Consider the following 16,113-nt stretch of genomic DNA (forward strand, 5'->3'; position numbering starts at 1 on the left):
AGGTCTGGCCAAAAGGTGTCAGCACTTCGGGTTCCCGCTGGACCTTGGGAGAGGCATGACATGGCACGCAGACCGGAAGCGAATGCACGGCTCGACGATGCGGCACGCGCCGGCTGGCTCTATTATGTCGCCGGACGGACGCAGGACGAGATCGCCGGACAGATGGGTATTTCGCGCCAGTCGGCCCAGCGCCTCGTGTCGCTTGCCATGGCCGAGCGCCTGATCAAGGTCCGGCTCGACCACCCGATCGCCGCCTGCATGGAGCTTGGCCTGCGGCTGAAGGAACGCTACGGGTTGCGGCAGGCGGAGGTGGTGCCGAGCGATCCGACCTCGTCCTCCACCACTGTCGGGATCGCCGAGGCGGGGGCGGCCGAGATCGAGCGCTGGCTGAAATCGAGTGATCCGATCATCATGGCGATCGGGACCGGGCGGACGCTGAAGGCGGCCATCGACCAGCTGCCGGCGATGGATTGTCCGCAGCACCGCATCGTCTCGCTCACCGGCAATATCGGCGTCGACGGGTCGGCGGCCTATTACAACGTTATCTTTTCCATGGCCGACGCGGTGAAGGCGCGGCATTTTCCCATGCCCTTGCCGGTCATCGTGTCCTCGGCCGAAGAGCGCGAGGTGCTGCACAAGCAGATCCTCGTGCAATCGGCGCTCAGCCTCGGCACGCAGGCGGATATCGCCTTTGTCGGCATCGGCGAAGTCGGAACCGATGCACCCCTCTGCCAGGACGGGTTCCTCGCCCATGACGAGATGGCGCAACTGGTGGAGCAGGGAGCGGCGGGCGAGATCTGCGGCTGGATGTTCGATGGCGACGGGCAGCTCATATCCGGCGACATCAACAAGCGGGTGGCCAGCGTGCCCCTGCCATCGCGCGAGACGGCGACCCTGATCGGCATGGCCAAGGGCCGTCGCAAGTACCTTGCATTGCGTGCGGCGTTGCGCGGCGGACTCATCAACGGCGTGATCACCGACGAGGAAACGGCCGAATATCTGCTCGTTCCCTGAGCAAATATGTCAAAAAATTGTCAGTCCTTCCGATGACTTAACGGTGTGTTCGGCGCTGCAGCATCGAATGCGATTGACAAGTCCACCCTGAAAATGAGTAATTGCCCGTGAGCGAGGCAAATGCTCATTACTCTTCTGGGAGGAAGATCATGAATTTGAAGACATCTCTGCTGGGCGCTTGCTCGGCACTCGTCATTGCAGCCGTTTCCGGCGGTCTGGCTCAGGCCGAGACCCTCACCATCGCAACGGTGAACAATGGCGACATGGTCCGGATGCAGACACTCACCGACGATTTCACCAAGGCCAATCCCGACATCCAGCTCGAATGGGTGACGCTGGAAGAAAACGTCCTGCGGGAACGCGTCACGACCGACATCGCCACGAAGGGCGGCCAGTACGACGTCCTGACCATCGGCACCTACGAGGTTCCGATCTGGGCCAAGCAGAACTGGCTCCTGCCGCTCGACAATCTCGGTGCCGACTACGATGTCGACGACCTGCTGCCGGCCATCCGCTCGGGCCTCACGGCCGACGGCAAGCTCTATGCCGCACCGTTCTACGGCGAAAGCTCCATGGTCATGTACCGCAAGGACCTGATCGAGAAGGCCGGGCTCACCATGCCCGACGCGCCGACCTGGGACTTCATCAACGACGCAGCCCGCAAGATGACCGACCGCGCCAACGGCATCAACGGCATCTGCCTTCGCGGCAAGGCCGGCTGGGGCGAGAACATGGCGTTCCTGACGGCGACCTCGAACGCCTTCGGCGCACGCTGGTTCGACGAGAACTGGAAGCCGCAGTTCGACCAGCCCGAGTGGAAGAACACGCTTGAGATGTACGTCAAGCTGATGAACGATGCCGGCCCGCAGGGTGCTTCGTCCAACGGCTTCAACGAGAACCTGGCGCTGTTCCAGCAGGGCAAGTGCGGCATGTGGATCGACGCCACGGTCGCGGCATCCTTCGTGACCAACCCGAAGGACTCCACCGTCGCCGACAAGGTCGGCTTCGCACTGGCGCCCGATACGGGCCTCGGCAAGCGCGGCAACTGGCTCTGGGCCTGGAACCTCGCCATCCCCGCCGGCACGCAGAAGGCCGAAGCGGCCGAGAAGTTCGTTTCCTGGGCAACCAGCAAGCACTATCTCGACCTCGTCGCTGCCAAGGAAGGCTGGGCCAACGTTCCCCCGGGCACGCGCTCCTCGCTCTACGCCAATGCCGACTACCAGAAGGCGGCTCCCTTCGCCAAGATGACGCTCGAGAGCATAAACGCGGCCGATCCGAAGAACCCTTCGACGAAGCCGGTTCCTTATGTCGGTGTCCAGTTCGTGGCCATTCCGGAGTTCCAGAGCCTCGGCACAACGGTCGGCCAGCTGTTCTCGGCAGCGCTTGCCGGCCAGATGTCGGTGGACGATGCGCTGGCGCAGGCACAGACGGCAACGACGCGCGAAATGACGCGTGGCGGGTATATCAAGTAAGCTTGTAGCTTGACGGGTGGGGCTGCCCCTCACGCGTTATGCGTGGGTCGCCCCTCACCCTAGCCCTCTCCCCGCTCGCGGGGAGAGGGGACGTGCCACACGGTAACTCCGAGTGCCCTTCGCCCCGCCCAAGCGGGGAGAAGGTGCCGGCAGGCGGATGAGGGGCCAGCCCCGCGCACCGCACCACACAACCCACACAACAAAAAGCCGCCCCTTCCAACTTCGCGGAAGTCAGAGCCGGCGACACCAGAGGGAGGGTCTATCCATGGCAACGCAGAATACCCGAGGCCTTGCCCGGATCATGATGGCGCCGTCCGTCGGGCTGCTGCTGATCTGGATGATCGTGCCGCTGGCAATGACGCTCTGGTTCTCGTTCCAGAATTACAATCTGCTCAATCCGGGCAATGTCAGCTTCGCCGGCCTGTTCAACTATCAGTATTTCTACAGCGATCCCGCCTTCTTCCAGTCGATCTGGAATACGCTGGTGATCGTCGTCGGCGTTCTCGCCATCACCGTTATCGGCGGCATCGCGATCGCGTTGATGCTCGACCAGCCGGTCTGGGGGCAGGGGATCGTGCGTATCCTGGTCATCTCCCCGTTCTTCGTCATGCCGCCGGTGGCCGCACTCGTCTGGAAGAACATGATCATGCACCCGCAATACGGGGTGTTTGCCGATATCAGCCGCTTCTTCGGTGTGCAGCCGGTCGACTGGTTCGGCCAGTATCCGCTGCTCTCCATCGTCATCATCGTCGCCTGGCAGTGGCTGCCGTTCGCGACGCTTATCCTGCTCACAGCCCTGCAATCGCTCGATGGCGAGCAGAAGGAAGCGGCCGAGATGGACGGGGCGAACTTCTTCAACCGGTTCATCTACCTGACCGTGCCGCATCTCGCCCGCTCGATCACCGTCGTCATTCTCATCCAGACGATCTTTCTGCTCGGCGTCTACGCGGAAATCCTCGTCACCACCAATGGCGGCCCGGGCTATGCCTCGACCAACCTGCCGTTCCTGATCTATCGCACGGCCCTTCTCGGCTACGACGTCGGCGGTGCATCCGCCGGGGGCATCATCGCCGTCATCCTCGCCAACATCGTCGCCTTCTTCCTGATGCGCGCCGTTGGCAAGAACCTCGACAAGTAGGGAGATCAAGACCATGGCACGCGCCGTTTCAACCCGCAGGACCGTCTTCTTCACCGTGCTCGCCTGGATCGTGGCTCTGGTGATCTTCTTCCCGATCCTCTACACGATCATCACCTCGTTCAAATCCGAGACCGAGGCGATCCAGGGCTTCAACCTGATCCCATCCGGCACCGTCGAGAGCTATGCGGCCGTGCAGGCGCAGAGCAACTACTTCAAGTTCTTCCTGAACTCGGTGATCATCTCTGTCGGCTCGACGTTTCTGGCGCTGCTGATCTCGGTGCCTGCCGCTTGGGCGATGGCGTTTTCGCCGACGCCGCGGACCAAGGACGTCCTGATGTGGATGCTCTCCACCAAGATGATGCCGGCGGCCGCCGTCATGGTGCCGATCTACCTTCTGTTCCGCGACTTCGGCCTGCTCGACAGCCGGTTCGGTCTCACCATCATGCTGACCATGATCAACCTGCCGATCGTCGTCTGGATGCTCTACACCTACTTCCGGGAAATTCCGGGCGAGATCCTCGAAGCCGCCCGCATGGACGGGGCGTCGCTGTGGGGCGAGATCGTCTACGTCCTGACCCCGATGGCGGTGCCGGGCATCGCCTCCACCATGCTGCTCAACATCATCCTCGCCTGGAACGAAGCCTTCTGGACGATCCGCCTGACGACCACGAACGCAGCACCGCTGACGGCCTTCATCGCCTCGTTCTCGTCGCCTCAGGGCCTGTTCTGGGCAAAGCTTTCGGCAGCCTCGACGCTCGCCATCGCGCCGATCCTGATCATGGGCTGGTTCAGCCAGAAGCAGCTTGTGCGCGGCCTGACATTCGGCGCCGTGAAGTAGCAGTTCAACAAAGATATAACGACAAGACGAGCGGGAGCGCGCACCATGGGCAATATACGTCTGAAGAACGTCTCGAAGAGTTTCGCCGCCACGACGGTCATTCCGGGCATCGATCTCGAAATCAAGGACGGCGAGTTCGTGGTCTTCGTCGGGCCGTCGGGCTGCGGCAAGTCCACGCTGCTGCGGATCATCGCAGGGCTCGAGGACGCAACCTCCGGCCATATCGAGATCGACGGCCGCGACGTCACCAATGAGGCGCCCGCCAAGCGCGGCCTCGCCATGGTGTTCCAGTCCTACGCGCTCTATCCGCACATGACGGTGCGCAATAATATCGCCTTCCCGCTGAAGATGGCGAAGATGGAGCAGGCTGCAGTCGACAAGAAGGTGACCGAGGCCGCCCGCGTCCTCAATCTCACCGACTATCTCGACCGCCGGCCGGGCCAGCTTTCGGGCGGTCAGCGCCAGCGCGTCGCCATCGGCCGGGCCATCGTGCGCGAGCCCTCCGCCTTCCTCTTCGACGAGCCGCTCTCCAACCTCGATGCGGCGCTGCGCGGCACGATGCGGCTGGAAATCAGCGAACTGCACAACCAGCTGAAGACCACGATGATCTACGTCACCCATGACCAGGTGGAGGCCATGACCATGGCCGACAAGATCGTGGTGCTGAACGCCGGCAATATCGAGCAGGTCGGCTCGCCGCTCGATCTCTACCACAAGCCGAACAACCTCTTCGTCGCCGGCTTCATCGGCTCGCCCCGCATGAACTTCGCGACCGGCACCTTTGCAAGCGGCTACGACGCCCACACGATCGGCGTGCGGCCCGAGCACCTCAAGCTCTCGCGCGAGAGCGGCACGTGGACGGGCAAGGTCAGCGTCGCCGAACATCTCGGCGCCGACACGTTCCTCCATATTCAGGTCGAAGGCATCGGTCAGGTGACCGCGCGCATCGCGGGCGATGTGCCCGTGCACCACGGCGACACCGTCTATCTCACGCCCGACGAGGCGCGCATCCATAAGTTCAACGAGAAGGGCATGGCGATCCGATGAAACGTCTTGAAGGAAAAAGCGCGCTGATCACGGGTTCGGCCCGGGGCATCGGCCGCGCATTCGCGGAAGCCTACATTGCCGAGGGTGCAACGGTCGCGATTGCCGACATCAACCTCGCGCGCGCCACCGAGACGGCAGCCGAGCTGGGGCCGCAGGCCTATCCTGTGGAAATGGACGTGACGCAGCAGGCCTCCATCGATGCGGCGATTGCGACCGTCGTCGAGAAGGCCGGCGGGCTCGACATCCTTGTCAACAATGCGGCTCTGTTCGACCTTGCGCCGATCACCGAGATCACCCGCGAGAGCTACGACCGGCTGTTTGCGATCAACGTTTCCGGCGCGCTCTTTACGCTGCAGGCGGCCGCGAAGCAGATGATCGCGCAGGGGCGCGGCGGCAAGATCATCAATATGGCGAGCCAGGCCGGACGGCGCGGCGAAGCGCTGGTTGCGGTCTATTGCGCGACCAAGGCGGCGGTCATCAGCCTGACCCAGTCGGCGGGCCTCAACCTCATCCCGCACGGGATCAACGTCAACGCGATCGCCCCCGGCGTCGTGGACGGCGAGCACTGGGACGGTGTGGACGCGATGTTCGCGAAATACGAGAACCGGCCGCTCGGCGAAAAGAAGAAGCTCGTCGGCGCGGAAGTGCCTTTCGGGCGCATGGGAACCGCGCAGGACCTGACCGGCATGGCCGTGTTCCTCGCGTCAAAGGACAGCGACTACATCGTCTCCCAGACCTACAATGTCGACGGCGGAAACTGGATGAGCTGAGGCCGAGGCCCGCTCAACTTCCAAGCCGCTTTCCGAAAAGGGTAACACCATGACCACCAAGCTTTCGCTTGCAAACCTCGACGCCATCAAGGCCACGGCGACCGTTCCGGCTTTCGAGCGATCCGCGCTGAGCGCCGGGATCGTCCATTTCGGCGTCGGCAATTTCCACCGCGCCCATCAGGCCGTCTATCTCGACGATCTGTTCAACACGGGCCGCGATCTCGACTGGGCGATCGTCGGTGCGGGTGTGCTACCGTCGGATGCCGCCATGCGCGACAAGCTGGCCGGTCAGGATTATCTGACCACCGTGGTCGAGCAGGACAACAACAGGTCCGCTGCCCGCGTCACCGGCCCGATGATCGACTACCTCGCGCCGGGCAACCCGACCGACACCATCGCGCGGCTTGCCGATCCCGCGATCCGCATCGTCTCGTTGACCATCACCGAAGGCGGTTACTTCATCGATCCGGCATCCGGCCACTTCAACCCGCAGCATCCGGCCATTGTCGCCGACGCGGAAAACCCGGATGCACCGAAAACGGTGTTCGGCCTTGTTATCGCCGGGCTCAAGGCGCGGCGGGAGAAGGGCATTCAGCCCTTCACGGTCATGTCCTGCGACAACATTCCCGGCAATGGCGAAGTCACGCATGCCGCCGTCTCCGGTCTTGCCCGCCTGTCGGACGCAGGGCTTGCCGACTGGATCGACGCCAATGTCGCCTTCCCGAACGGCATGGTCGACCGGATCACGCCGGCGACGGGTCCGCGCGAAATCGGGATCGCCGCCGATGATTATGGCATCGACGATGCCTGGCCGGTGTTCTGCGAGGAGTTCAAGCAGTGGGTGCTGGAGGATCATTTTCCCGCCGGCCGGCCCGCGCTCGAAACGGTCGGCGTCCAGTTCGTGGCCGACGTCGCGCCCTACGAGCTCATGAAGATCCGCATTCTCAATGGCGGACATGCGGCGATCGCCTATCCCGCGGCGCTGCTCGACATTCACTTCGTGCATGATGCGATGGAGGAGCCGATCATCCAGGCGTTCCTCGAAAAGCTCGAGCATGACGAGATCATCCCGATCGTGCCGCCCGTGCCGGAGACCGATCTCAAGGCCTATTACAAGCAGGTCGAGACGCGTCTCTTCAACCCGAAGATCGGCGATACCATTCCCCGTCTCGCGCAGGATGGGTCGAACCGTCAGCCGAAGTTCATCCTGCCCTCGACGGGCGATCGCCTGCGCCAGGGTCTCGACGTCGTCGGGCTCGCGCTGGTCTCCGCCCTCTGGTGCCGCTACTTTGCGGGCACGACCGACAGCGGTGCGGCCGTCACCTTCAACGACGCCAGTGCCGACCGGCTGCATGAAGCGGCGGTGAACGCGAAGGACGATCCGATGGCGTTTCTGGCGCTTTCGGACATCTTCGGCGAGGTCGCGCAGTCGGAACTTTTCGCCAAGCGTTTTACTCATGCCTTAAAGACGCTATGGGAGCAGGGCACGCGCCAGACGCTGCAGCTGTATCTCGACGGAAAACTGACGGAGTAAGATCATCATGGCCGCACCCGAACTTGTCATCTTCGATTGCGATGGCGTGCTGGTCGACAGCGAGCCCTTGTCGATCGATGTGCTGGTGCGGGTGCTGCGCACCGCCGGCGTCGAGATGGACGCCGACGAGGCCACCGAGCGGTTTCTCGGCAAGAGCCTGATGACGATGACGAAGATCCTGCACGACGACTTCGGGCTGCAGGTGGACGAGCCATTTCTCGAAGACATGCGGCGCGACCTTTATCACCGGTTCGAAACGGAGCTGCAGCCGATCGCCGGGATCGCCGGTGTTCTCGACCATCTGGATGTGCCGCGCTGCGTCGCGTCGTCGAGCCAGATGGAGCGCATCCGCCTGTCGCTGACCATCACCGGGCTCATCGACCGGCTGGACCCGCATATCTTCAGCGCGACCATGGTCACCAACGGCAAGCCGGCCCCCGACCTCTTCCTGCATGCAGCCGGGGTAATGGGCGTGGCGACGGACAAGTGCATCGTCATCGAGGATAGCCCGGCCGGCATCGTCGCGGCGAAAGCTGCCGGCATGCGCGTCTTCGCCTTCACGGGCGCCTCGCATGCCCGCACCGAGCGGCATCTCGGTGCCATTCGCGCGCTTCAGCCGGATGCGGTGTTTGACGATATGCGCGAACTCATCCATCTTGTGGCCAAAGAACAAAAGCGGGATGGACACCCAGGCTGACGCACCGCATCGCTTCCAGCATCGACCTTGCGAAACCGGCGAGCCCTCGGACAGCGCCGGGCGCCTGTTCGTTGTCCGGAGCCTGGCCGACCATGCGTGACATGACGGGTGCGACATGGGCGATCTGATCGTCGCAGTGGATATCGGCACTGGCAGCGCGCGGGCGGGGATCTTCGATGCCGCCGGTAGCCTTCTGGCGCGGGCGGATTATCCGATCCTCATGAACCGACCTGAGGAGAACCACGCCGAGCATGATTCCGAGAATATCTGGTCGGCCGTCTGCATTGCGGTGAAGACGGCGCGTGCCAAGGCGGGCGTTCCGGCCGAGGCCATCTCCGCCATCGGCTTCGATGCGACATGCTCGCTCGTCGTGCGCGATCATGACGGTGCGCCGCTGTCGGTCAACCGCAAGGGCGATCCGCGCTGGGATACGATCGTCTGGCTCGACCACCGTGCGCTGGCGCAGGCGGACGTGTGCACCGCGACGAAGCATCCGGTGCTCCAGCATTCCGGCAGCGTCATGTCGCCGGAAATGCAGATGCCGAAGCTCCTCTGGCTGAAGCAGACCCTGCCGGAGCAGTGGGAGCGGATCGGCTATCTCTTCGATCTCGCGGATTTCATGTCATGGCGGGCGACGGGCAGCACCATGCGGTCGCGCTGCACGCTGACGGCGAAGTGGAATTATCTGAGCCATGCCGGCGGCTGGCAGCCGGATTTTCTCGATGCGATCGGCCTCGACGATCTTCTGGAGCGCGGCAGCCTTCAGGCCGAGGCTTCGCCGGTCGGGTCCCCGATCGGCGTGCTCACGGCGGAGGCGGCGGCCGATCTCGGGCTTCACGAGGCCTGCCGGGTCGCGACCGGTCTCATCGATGCCTATGCCGGGGCGATCGGCGTGCTCGGCCAGTTCGCGAACCGGCCGGAGGTGTTGGAGCGGCAACTGGCGCTCATTGCGGGTACGTCGAGCTGCGTTGTCGCGTTCTCCCGCGAGATGCGCCCCGGCTTCGGCATGTGGGGCCCCTATTACGAGGCCGGTTTTCCCGGGCAATGGCTGATCGAAGGCGGGCAGTCGGCGACCGGGGCTTTGCTCGACCATGTGGTGCGCAGCCACAGTGCCGGCGGCGAGCCGGACGCGGAAATCCATGCGCGGATCGTGCTCCGCATCCAGGAACTGCGTGCGGCCTACGGCACGGACTTCGCTGCGCGGCTGCACGTGCTGCCGGATTTTCACGGCAACCGCTCGCCGCTTGCCGACCCGCATGCGCGCGGGGTCATCTCCGGTCTCACGCTCGACAGTTCTTTCGACGCCCTCTGCCGGCTCTACTGGCGGACCTGCGTCGCCATCGCGCTCGGCGTGCGCCATATCCTCGCGATGATGAAGGATGCCGGCTATCACGTGGATACGCTGCATGTGACCGGTGGTCATGTGCGCAACCCGCTGCTCATGGACCTCTACAGCGATGCGACGGGATGCCGTGTCGTTGTGCCGGAAACCACGGATGCGGTGCTCCTGGGAACGGCGATGGTGGCCTCCGTTGCTGGCGGCGTCCACGCGGATCTGGCGGACGCCGGCATGGCGATGAGCCCGGGCGGTTTCGCGCGCCAGCCCGACCCGGCGATGAAGGCTATCTACGACCGCGACTACGAAAAATTCCTCAGCCTGTACCGCCACCGGGCAGAGCTGGAGGCCGACTGAAAGCCTCACCAGCGCGTGCTTTTCCGGCGTCGCAGAAAATTTTCAAAAAAGATGTGGAGCCGGGGAACCAATGTCTGGACGGCGTGTTTATTGGATGTCCGGACCATGGTTCTCATCGCCCCCAATGAGAACCACCCAAGAATATCCGGCTTCCAACTCACATGCCCCCTCGGTGAGTTGTCGAATACAGCCAGTGCCTCCCCCCGGCACTGGCTGTTTCTTTTTCAGCTTCAGAAAAATCACATCGCCGCGCCGCTACGTCATCGAAAGCACAGTTGCGATATCCAGATCGTATGAAGGCCCGTCTAATCCTCGACGGGGGTGAGGATCTCGTATTCATGCGCGGGGATCGTCAGGTGATATTCGATCCGGTCGGCAGAGGTGATATAGAGGGCCTTTCCGGCCACGGCGATGGGCACGACGCGTTCGAGCACGGTCCGGGCGAAGCTCGGCTCATCGTGGTCACGCGTGTGGTCCGCCTCCGGAAGATGTTCGATCCAGGCGAGCTCAAGAGCGGGCTTGTCGTTGAAAACCGTCTCGAAACAGTCGAGCGTCAGCGAATTCACGCCGGCGGCGATGGCGCCGTGCGAGGCGGAATTGACGATGAGCTCGTGCAGCGCGAGGCCGATGTGGAGCGCGGCATTGGGCGAAAGATGCGCATTGATGCCGGTGGCAACGATCGGCATGCGGGGTTCCGACCAATAGGCGGCGAACTGCTTTTCGGCCAGCGCGAAAAGGAACGCGCCCCGCCAGCTGGAGTCGGTCACGAGATCCTGCGAATAGGCCAGCGACTGGATGCGCCCACGGAACTTGACCATGAAACTTTCGAGCGAAAGCGCCTGACGCGCCGTCTGGGTGGCGATACCCTGAATGATGGCGAGCAGGTTCTTGGACCGGTGGCTGAGTTCGCGAAGAAGGGTCTTCAGAACGCGCTCCCGGTGACGGGTTTCCGATATGTCGGTGATGACCGAGAGAATGCCATCCGTGCCGTGTGCGGTGATCCGCTCCAGATCGATCCGGAAGGTCATCAGGCCTGCGGGGGAGGGAAGTTCGACCTCCATGCAGTCGTCTTCGGCGGTCTCGAAGACGGTTCTCTTCAGAGCCAGCAACCGGTTGCCGTCCTCATCGCCGAGAACGCCGATGTCGCCGTTTTCGGAGAGAAGGCCGCTCAGTCGGTCGGGCAGATTGCCGGAAAGAAGAACGTCGAGAGCTTCGGACTGGAAGATGTAACCTGCGCCGGTTTTCTTCACGACGCGGTCGAGCAGTCCGATACTCTCTCCAGCTTCGGCGGCGTTGATCTTGCCGGCTGGAGATGTTGAACTGCTTGCGCTGGTCACGCGGGATGCCTCTTCATTCACTACAATACGGGGCGGCTGACGCGTTAACGAGGCAAAGCCGGGTCCGTTCCATCATTGTTATGATGTTGCGACGATGCCGGCTTGAACGACCGATGCGAAAAGCCGCGCCCGGAAGGGCGCGGCTCGAAGAGGCTGTGCAAGCATATGCTACGGGTCCTCAGGCAGCTGCCTGGGTCGATTCGTTGAAGAACAGAGCCTGGCTGATGAGCGCCTTGACCATGTCGGGATTGAACGGCTTCGTCACGAGGAAGGTCGGCTCGGGACGCTCGCCTGTCAGGAGGCGTTCCGGGAAGGCGGTGATGAAGATGACGGGAATGGCTGCGCTGCGCAGGATCTCGTTCACTGCGTCGATGCCCGAGCTGCCATCGGCCAGCTGGATATCGGCCAGCACCATGCTCGGCTGCGTCGCATTGAAGAGGGCGATGGCCTCGTCGCGCGTGCGGGCGATACCCGTGACGCGGTGGCCGAGGCTTTCAACCATCTGCTCGATATCGATCGCGATCAGCGGTTCGTCCTCGATGATCATGATGTCGGTTGCGACCTGACGGGAGATTTCCTCGGATGCCCGCTCGATCAGCTGCGCCATGCCGCTTTCCGACGTTCCGAGAACCTCAGCGGCTTCGCTGGTGCGGAAGCCTTCGACGGATACCAGCAGGAAAGCCTGCCGGGCGAGGGGAGACACGGATGCGAGATTGATGGAGGCGCGCTTTTCCCACGCGAAGGGCGAAACGGGCTCGGGAATCAGGACCGAGGAGGACCCGAACAGCTTGGTGTAAAGCTGGAATAGCGCGACGCGGTCGCTGCTTGCTTCCGGGAAAATCGACATATCCGAGATCAGCGCCTCCAGGACAGCGGCGACATAGGCATCGCCTGAGGTCTGGGACCCCGTCAGGGCGCGGGAATACCGGCGCAGATAGGGTAGGAACGGAGCGATCCGGGTAGACAATGACATTCAAAAACTCCCTCAATCCGGCCGAAATCTTGGCCATGACAGTTATGGGAACGTTGATCCAAAAAAAAGGTTCCGTTGCGGGAACAAATTTTTCCGTCATGCATTTAGGGTCCGATCACCACGCGAGGTATTTCGTATTCATGACCGATAAAACTGGGGCAAGTTCCGGAGCCGGCGAGCCGGTCCGGTCCGACAATCCACATGCGCAGATCGCAACGAAGTTACGCGCGCTGTATGTTTCCGTGCAGGAGGAAGCCATTCCCGATCGTTTTCTGGATCTCCTTGAGCAACTCGACGCCGTCGAGCGTCGTCACGTTCCGGACGGTGCGAAATGAGTACCAAAATGTCGGCTGAAGAACCCAGTTTCAAGCGCGAAATGCTGGCCGCCCTGCCGAGCCTGCGCGCTTTCGCCATGTCGCTGATCGGTCGCCACGATCGCGCCGACGATCTGGTGCAGGATACGATCATGAAGGCCTGGGCGAAGCAGGATCACTTCGAGATGGGCACCAACATGAAGGCTTGGCTGTTCACGATCCTGCGCAACGAGCTTTACAGCCAGATGCGCAAGCGCGGCCGCGAGGTGCAGGACAGCGACGGTTTCTTCACGGAGTCGCTCGCCCAGCATCCGTCGCAGTATGGGTCGCTGGACCTGCAGGATTTCAAGCGCGCACTGAATATGCTGCCGCCGGACCAACGTGAAGCCATTATTCTCGTCGGCGCTTCGGGCTTTTCCTACGAGGAAGCGGCAGAGATCTGCGGTTGCGCCCTCGGCACCATCAAGAGCCGCGTGAACCGCGCCCGCCAGCGCCTGTCGGATATTCTGCAGGTGACGGGCGAAAACGAATATGGGCCGGATGCGACATCCGCGCCGCTGACGTCCCGCGCATTCGTTTCCTGAGGCCCTAACCATCTACCCAATGTCTGTCGGCGCGTTTTCGGACGCGCCGATTTTTTGACCTTGCGCCTTTCACCATTGCTGTCGCGCGCAGGATCATGCAGATTCCGGTCGAACCGATTCAACCCCGCCGACCATCCCTTCGGTCCTGGGGATGCCGCAGGCGAGTGTTGATGACTGAGACGAAACCGGATTTGCTGCCAGATATCCCTGCGATCATTCTGGATCAACGCAGGCTTGCCGCCCTGCGGTCGCTTCAGCCGGGACGTCTTGGCATGTCGGCCGAATTCCAGGAGATCGTGGAGGTCGCCGCCGGCATCTTCGACGCACCCGTGGCGCTCCTGACCCTCATCGACGACCGGCGCGAATGGGTGATCGCCCGTGTCGGGACCGACCTCTCCGAGATCGATGCCTTTACCTGTTTCGGGGCGCATGCGGTGGCGACCCATCCGCTTGCACCTTTTGTCGTGCGGGATGCGGCCAGCGATCCCCGGTTCGCCACCCAGCCTTGCGTGGCGGATGGCGTGCGCTTCTATGCCGGCGCGCCGCTGCTGGTAGAGGGGCATGCGGTGGGAATGGTCTGCGTCATCGACCGCGCGCCGCGCCTCGATGTGCCGGAGGCGCTGACGGCGCAGTTGCAGCGTCTGGCGCGCATCGCATCGCGCCTGATGAGCTTCAAGGAGGATGCGCGCGCTCGCGCCGCGCGGGCCGAGGTGCTCTCGCGTGACGAGAAGCGGCATGCACAAGCGCTGGAGGCTGCCAATGTCGGCAGCTGGCTCTGGGACGCGGAAACGGGACAAGTGACCTGCAATGCCGCGATGTCGCGGATGTTCGGTGTGACCGCGACCACGATGAGCGCGCGCGACATCATCGGCTTCATTCACCCGGAAGATCGGGCCGGCATGCTGGACAATCTGCGCGCGGCAATGACCGAAGATGCGGAATATGCCAGCACGTTTCGCGTCGAGACGACGGGCCGCTGGGTGCTGGGGCGTGGGCGTGTGCACGAGCGCGATGCCTCCGGCAAGCCGAAGAGCTTTCTCGGCGTCAATATCGACGTTACGGCCGAGCAGTCCACGACGCAGCGGACGCGTCTGCTTCTGCGCGAGCTCAATCACCGGGTTAAGAACACGCTGGCCATGCTGCAGTCGCTCGCCCGGCAGACCCTGCGGCAGACGAGCGATCCGCAGGAGTTCATGACGGCCTTTGCCGGACGCCTTCAGGCGATCTCCGAGGCGCATGGCCTGCTCTCTGACCACGAATGGGGCGAGATCCGGCTGGCGGCGCTGCTTAAGAAGCAGCTTTCGCCGCATGTGCGGGATTATGAGGCGCAGATCGAGATCCATAAAGACGAGATTCTTCTCGGCCCGGACCAGGCCGTAGGCCTCGGCCTCGTCCTGCACGAGCTGGCGACCAACGCCTATAAATACGGTGCTCTCTCGGTTCCCGATGGGCGTATCGTCATCACGGCACGAGGGCATCAGGAAGAGACGGGGCGCATCCTCAACCTGACCTGGACCGAAGTCGGTGGTCCCAAGGTGCAGGCGCCGAGCCGGCGCGGCTTTGGCTCCATCCTGATCGAGCGAAGCCTCGACAAGGTCATGGGCAGTTCGGTGAAGGTGGAATATCTCGCCGCCGGCGTGACCGCCCTCGTACGGCTCCCTCTGTAGAGCGTGCCAATGTTGCGAACATAAAAAAAGGCCCCGGAGGGCCTTTTTTTATGTTCGCATATGGAAGCTGGAGCCTCAGTCGTCGTGGCGTCCGCGTGTGACGCCGAGGAGGGCACCAACGGCCATGGCGACACCCGCTGCCACAAGGGGCTTACGGCGGAAAACGGTCAGAGCTGTGGTGACCGCGACGTTGGTCTTCAGCTGCGACTGGCGGCGACGCTCGGCCGCGCGGCGCTTTTCAGCGGAGGCCATGGCTGACATTATGATGAACAGAATGACGGCGATGGCGATGAAGACGCCGCCCATGATCAGCGTTGCCGGGAGCATGCCATAGGCATCGGCGAGCGCAATCGTGCCTGCGACGAGCAGGAAAACGTAGGCGGTCAGAAAGAAGACACCGGCTATCGCCATGAAGATGGCGTTGCGTTTCGTCCGTGCGACGATCGTTGAAATGTCAGTGAGTACGACGCCCGACAGTAGTGCCGCCAAAGACCCCATGCAAATTCTCCCTCAAACCCTGAAAAGCCGCCCCTCGGGGAGGGACGGCGTCAAAAACCGATAACCGTGCCTTAGCGGCGCGACAACGCGATGATGGCGATGCCGAGCGCTGCAATGGCGCCGACGGTGGCGAGGGGATGTTCGCGCACCGTGTGACGAACCTGACGCTCCGTGGAAGCGTAACGGTGACGGAGATCGGAGAGAAGCTGCTCTGCGCCGTCCATGACGTCGGACAGGCCGTTTTCAGCCTGACCGCGCACGTCACTGGCGCGCGAGGACAAGGTGTGGCTTGCCTTGCTGCCGCGCTTGGAGACGAGATTGGCGAGCGATGCGATGTCGCTGCGCAGATCGCTCAGCTGATCTTCGATAGCGCCACCCAAGAGGTGCTTACGCTTGCGGCTGGACGAGCTGGAAAACAGACCGAGAGACATGATTTACTCCTTGTTGCCGCGGGTTCTACGACGCCGGTCGGAACAGCCCGACCTTGTGCACCGCAAACGCGGAGAACGGCGTTTTGTTCCCGGCAGGGTGGCTTGA

The 16,113-nt window shown here is 62.9% G+C and carries 16 protein-coding genes; 12 read left to right on the forward strand and 4 right to left on the reverse strand.

Translation table 11 applies throughout. The features are described from left to right. Positions 1-60: 60 nt before the first annotated feature. The 9 genes from G8E10_RS21450 (at position 61) to G8E10_RS21490 (ending at position 10,203) form a co-directional block, all read left to right on the forward strand. Positions 61-1,014, forward strand: a complete 954-nt coding sequence (locus tag G8E10_RS21450; RefSeq protein ID WP_167130614.1) for a sugar-binding transcriptional regulator — start codon at positions 61-63, stop codon at positions 1,012-1,014. Between the two features lie 149 nt (positions 1,015-1,163). Beyond that, entirely contained in the window at positions 1,164-2,486 is a 1,323-nt protein-coding gene (locus tag G8E10_RS21455) for an ABC transporter substrate-binding protein (protein WP_110728449.1), read from the forward strand. Between the two features lie 265 nt (positions 2,487-2,751). Continuing rightward, positions 2,752-3,624, forward strand: coding sequence for a carbohydrate ABC transporter permease (locus tag G8E10_RS21460; RefSeq protein ID WP_110733778.1), 873 nt, complete (start codon positions 2,752-2,754; stop codon positions 3,622-3,624). Between the two features lie 13 nt (positions 3,625-3,637). Then, entirely contained in the window at positions 3,638-4,462 is an 825-nt protein-coding gene (locus G8E10_RS21465; RefSeq protein WP_110728447.1) for a carbohydrate ABC transporter permease, read from the forward strand. Positions 4,463-4,507: 45 nt separating this feature from the next. Continuing rightward, positions 4,508-5,509, forward strand: a complete 1,002-nt coding sequence (locus G8E10_RS21470) for an ABC transporter ATP-binding protein (RefSeq protein ID WP_110801779.1) — start codon at positions 4,508-4,510, stop codon at positions 5,507-5,509. Next, complete coding sequence (locus G8E10_RS21475) at positions 5,506-6,279, forward strand: L-iditol 2-dehydrogenase (RefSeq protein ID WP_132447739.1); 774 nt, start codon at positions 5,506-5,508, stop codon at positions 6,277-6,279. The genes G8E10_RS21470 and G8E10_RS21475 overlap by 4 nt, the downstream gene beginning before the upstream one ends. 49 nt (positions 6,280-6,328) lie before the next feature. Continuing rightward, positions 6,329-7,813 (forward strand): mannitol dehydrogenase family protein, encoded by a 1,485-nt coding sequence (locus G8E10_RS21480; RefSeq protein WP_167130615.1) that lies wholly within the window; start codon positions 6,329-6,331, stop codon positions 7,811-7,813. Positions 7,814-7,820: 7 nt separating this feature from the next. Next, positions 7,821-8,510 carry an HAD family hydrolase gene (locus G8E10_RS21485; protein WP_167130616.1) on the forward strand — a complete coding sequence of 230 codons (690 nt, stop codon included), beginning with the start codon at positions 7,821-7,823 and terminating at the stop codon, positions 8,508-8,510. Positions 8,511-8,625: 115 nt separating this feature from the next. Next, on the forward strand, positions 8,626-10,203 hold the full coding sequence (locus G8E10_RS21490) for an FGGY-family carbohydrate kinase (protein ID WP_167130617.1): 1,578 nt from the start codon (positions 8,626-8,628) through the stop codon (positions 10,201-10,203). 305 nt (positions 10,204-10,508) lie between these two features. Here the strand turns inward: G8E10_RS21490 and G8E10_RS21495 are convergent, their stop codons facing one another. Both G8E10_RS21495 and G8E10_RS21500 read right to left on the reverse strand, forming a co-directional pair. Then, positions 10,509-11,540: an HWE histidine kinase domain-containing protein gene (locus tag G8E10_RS21495; RefSeq protein WP_343289841.1), complete on the reverse strand. Its 1,032-nt coding sequence runs from the start codon at positions 11,538-11,540 to the stop codon at positions 10,509-10,511. A gap of 178 nt (positions 11,541-11,718) precedes the next feature. Next, positions 11,719-12,513 (reverse strand): response regulator, encoded by a 795-nt coding sequence (locus G8E10_RS21500; RefSeq protein ID WP_110801774.1) that lies wholly within the window; start codon positions 12,511-12,513, stop codon positions 11,719-11,721. Positions 12,514-12,653: 140 nt separating this feature from the next. Here G8E10_RS21500 and G8E10_RS21505 point away from each other — a divergent pair, with 140 nt between their 5' ends. From G8E10_RS21505 to G8E10_RS21515, 3 genes are all read left to right on the forward strand, one after another. Next, complete coding sequence (locus tag G8E10_RS21505; protein ID WP_092936330.1) at positions 12,654-12,848, forward strand: NepR family anti-sigma factor; 195 nt, start codon at positions 12,654-12,656, stop codon at positions 12,846-12,848. Positions 12,849-12,856: 8 nt separating this feature from the next. Next, the gene (locus G8E10_RS21510) at positions 12,857-13,411 is read left to right on the forward strand and encodes an RNA polymerase sigma factor (RefSeq protein ID WP_092985587.1); all 555 of its coding nucleotides are present in this window, start codon (positions 12,857-12,859) and stop codon (positions 13,409-13,411) included. A 170-nt stretch (positions 13,412-13,581) separates the two neighbouring features. Further along, the gene (locus tag G8E10_RS21515) at positions 13,582-15,078 is read left to right on the forward strand and encodes a sensor histidine kinase (RefSeq protein WP_110801773.1); all 1,497 of its coding nucleotides are present in this window, start codon (positions 13,582-13,584) and stop codon (positions 15,076-15,078) included. Positions 15,079-15,153: 75 nt separating this feature from the next. On the opposite strand, the gene G8E10_RS21520 is transcribed toward G8E10_RS21515, so the two are convergent. Further along, positions 15,154-15,576, reverse strand: coding sequence for a phage holin family protein (locus G8E10_RS21520; RefSeq protein ID WP_110801772.1), 423 nt, complete (start codon positions 15,574-15,576; stop codon positions 15,154-15,156). Positions 15,577-15,647: 71 nt separating this feature from the next. Next, a complete protein-coding gene (locus tag G8E10_RS21525) occupies positions 15,648-16,007 on the reverse strand; it encodes a hypothetical protein (protein WP_167130618.1) in 360 nt (119 codons plus the stop codon). Positions 16,008-16,113 lie beyond the last annotated feature (106 nt).

Origin of the sequence: Ferranicluibacter rubi, from assembly GCF_011603255.1 — a bacterium.
GTDB classification, from domain to species: Bacteria; Pseudomonadota; Alphaproteobacteria; order Rhizobiales; family Rhizobiaceae; genus Ferranicluibacter; species Ferranicluibacter rubi.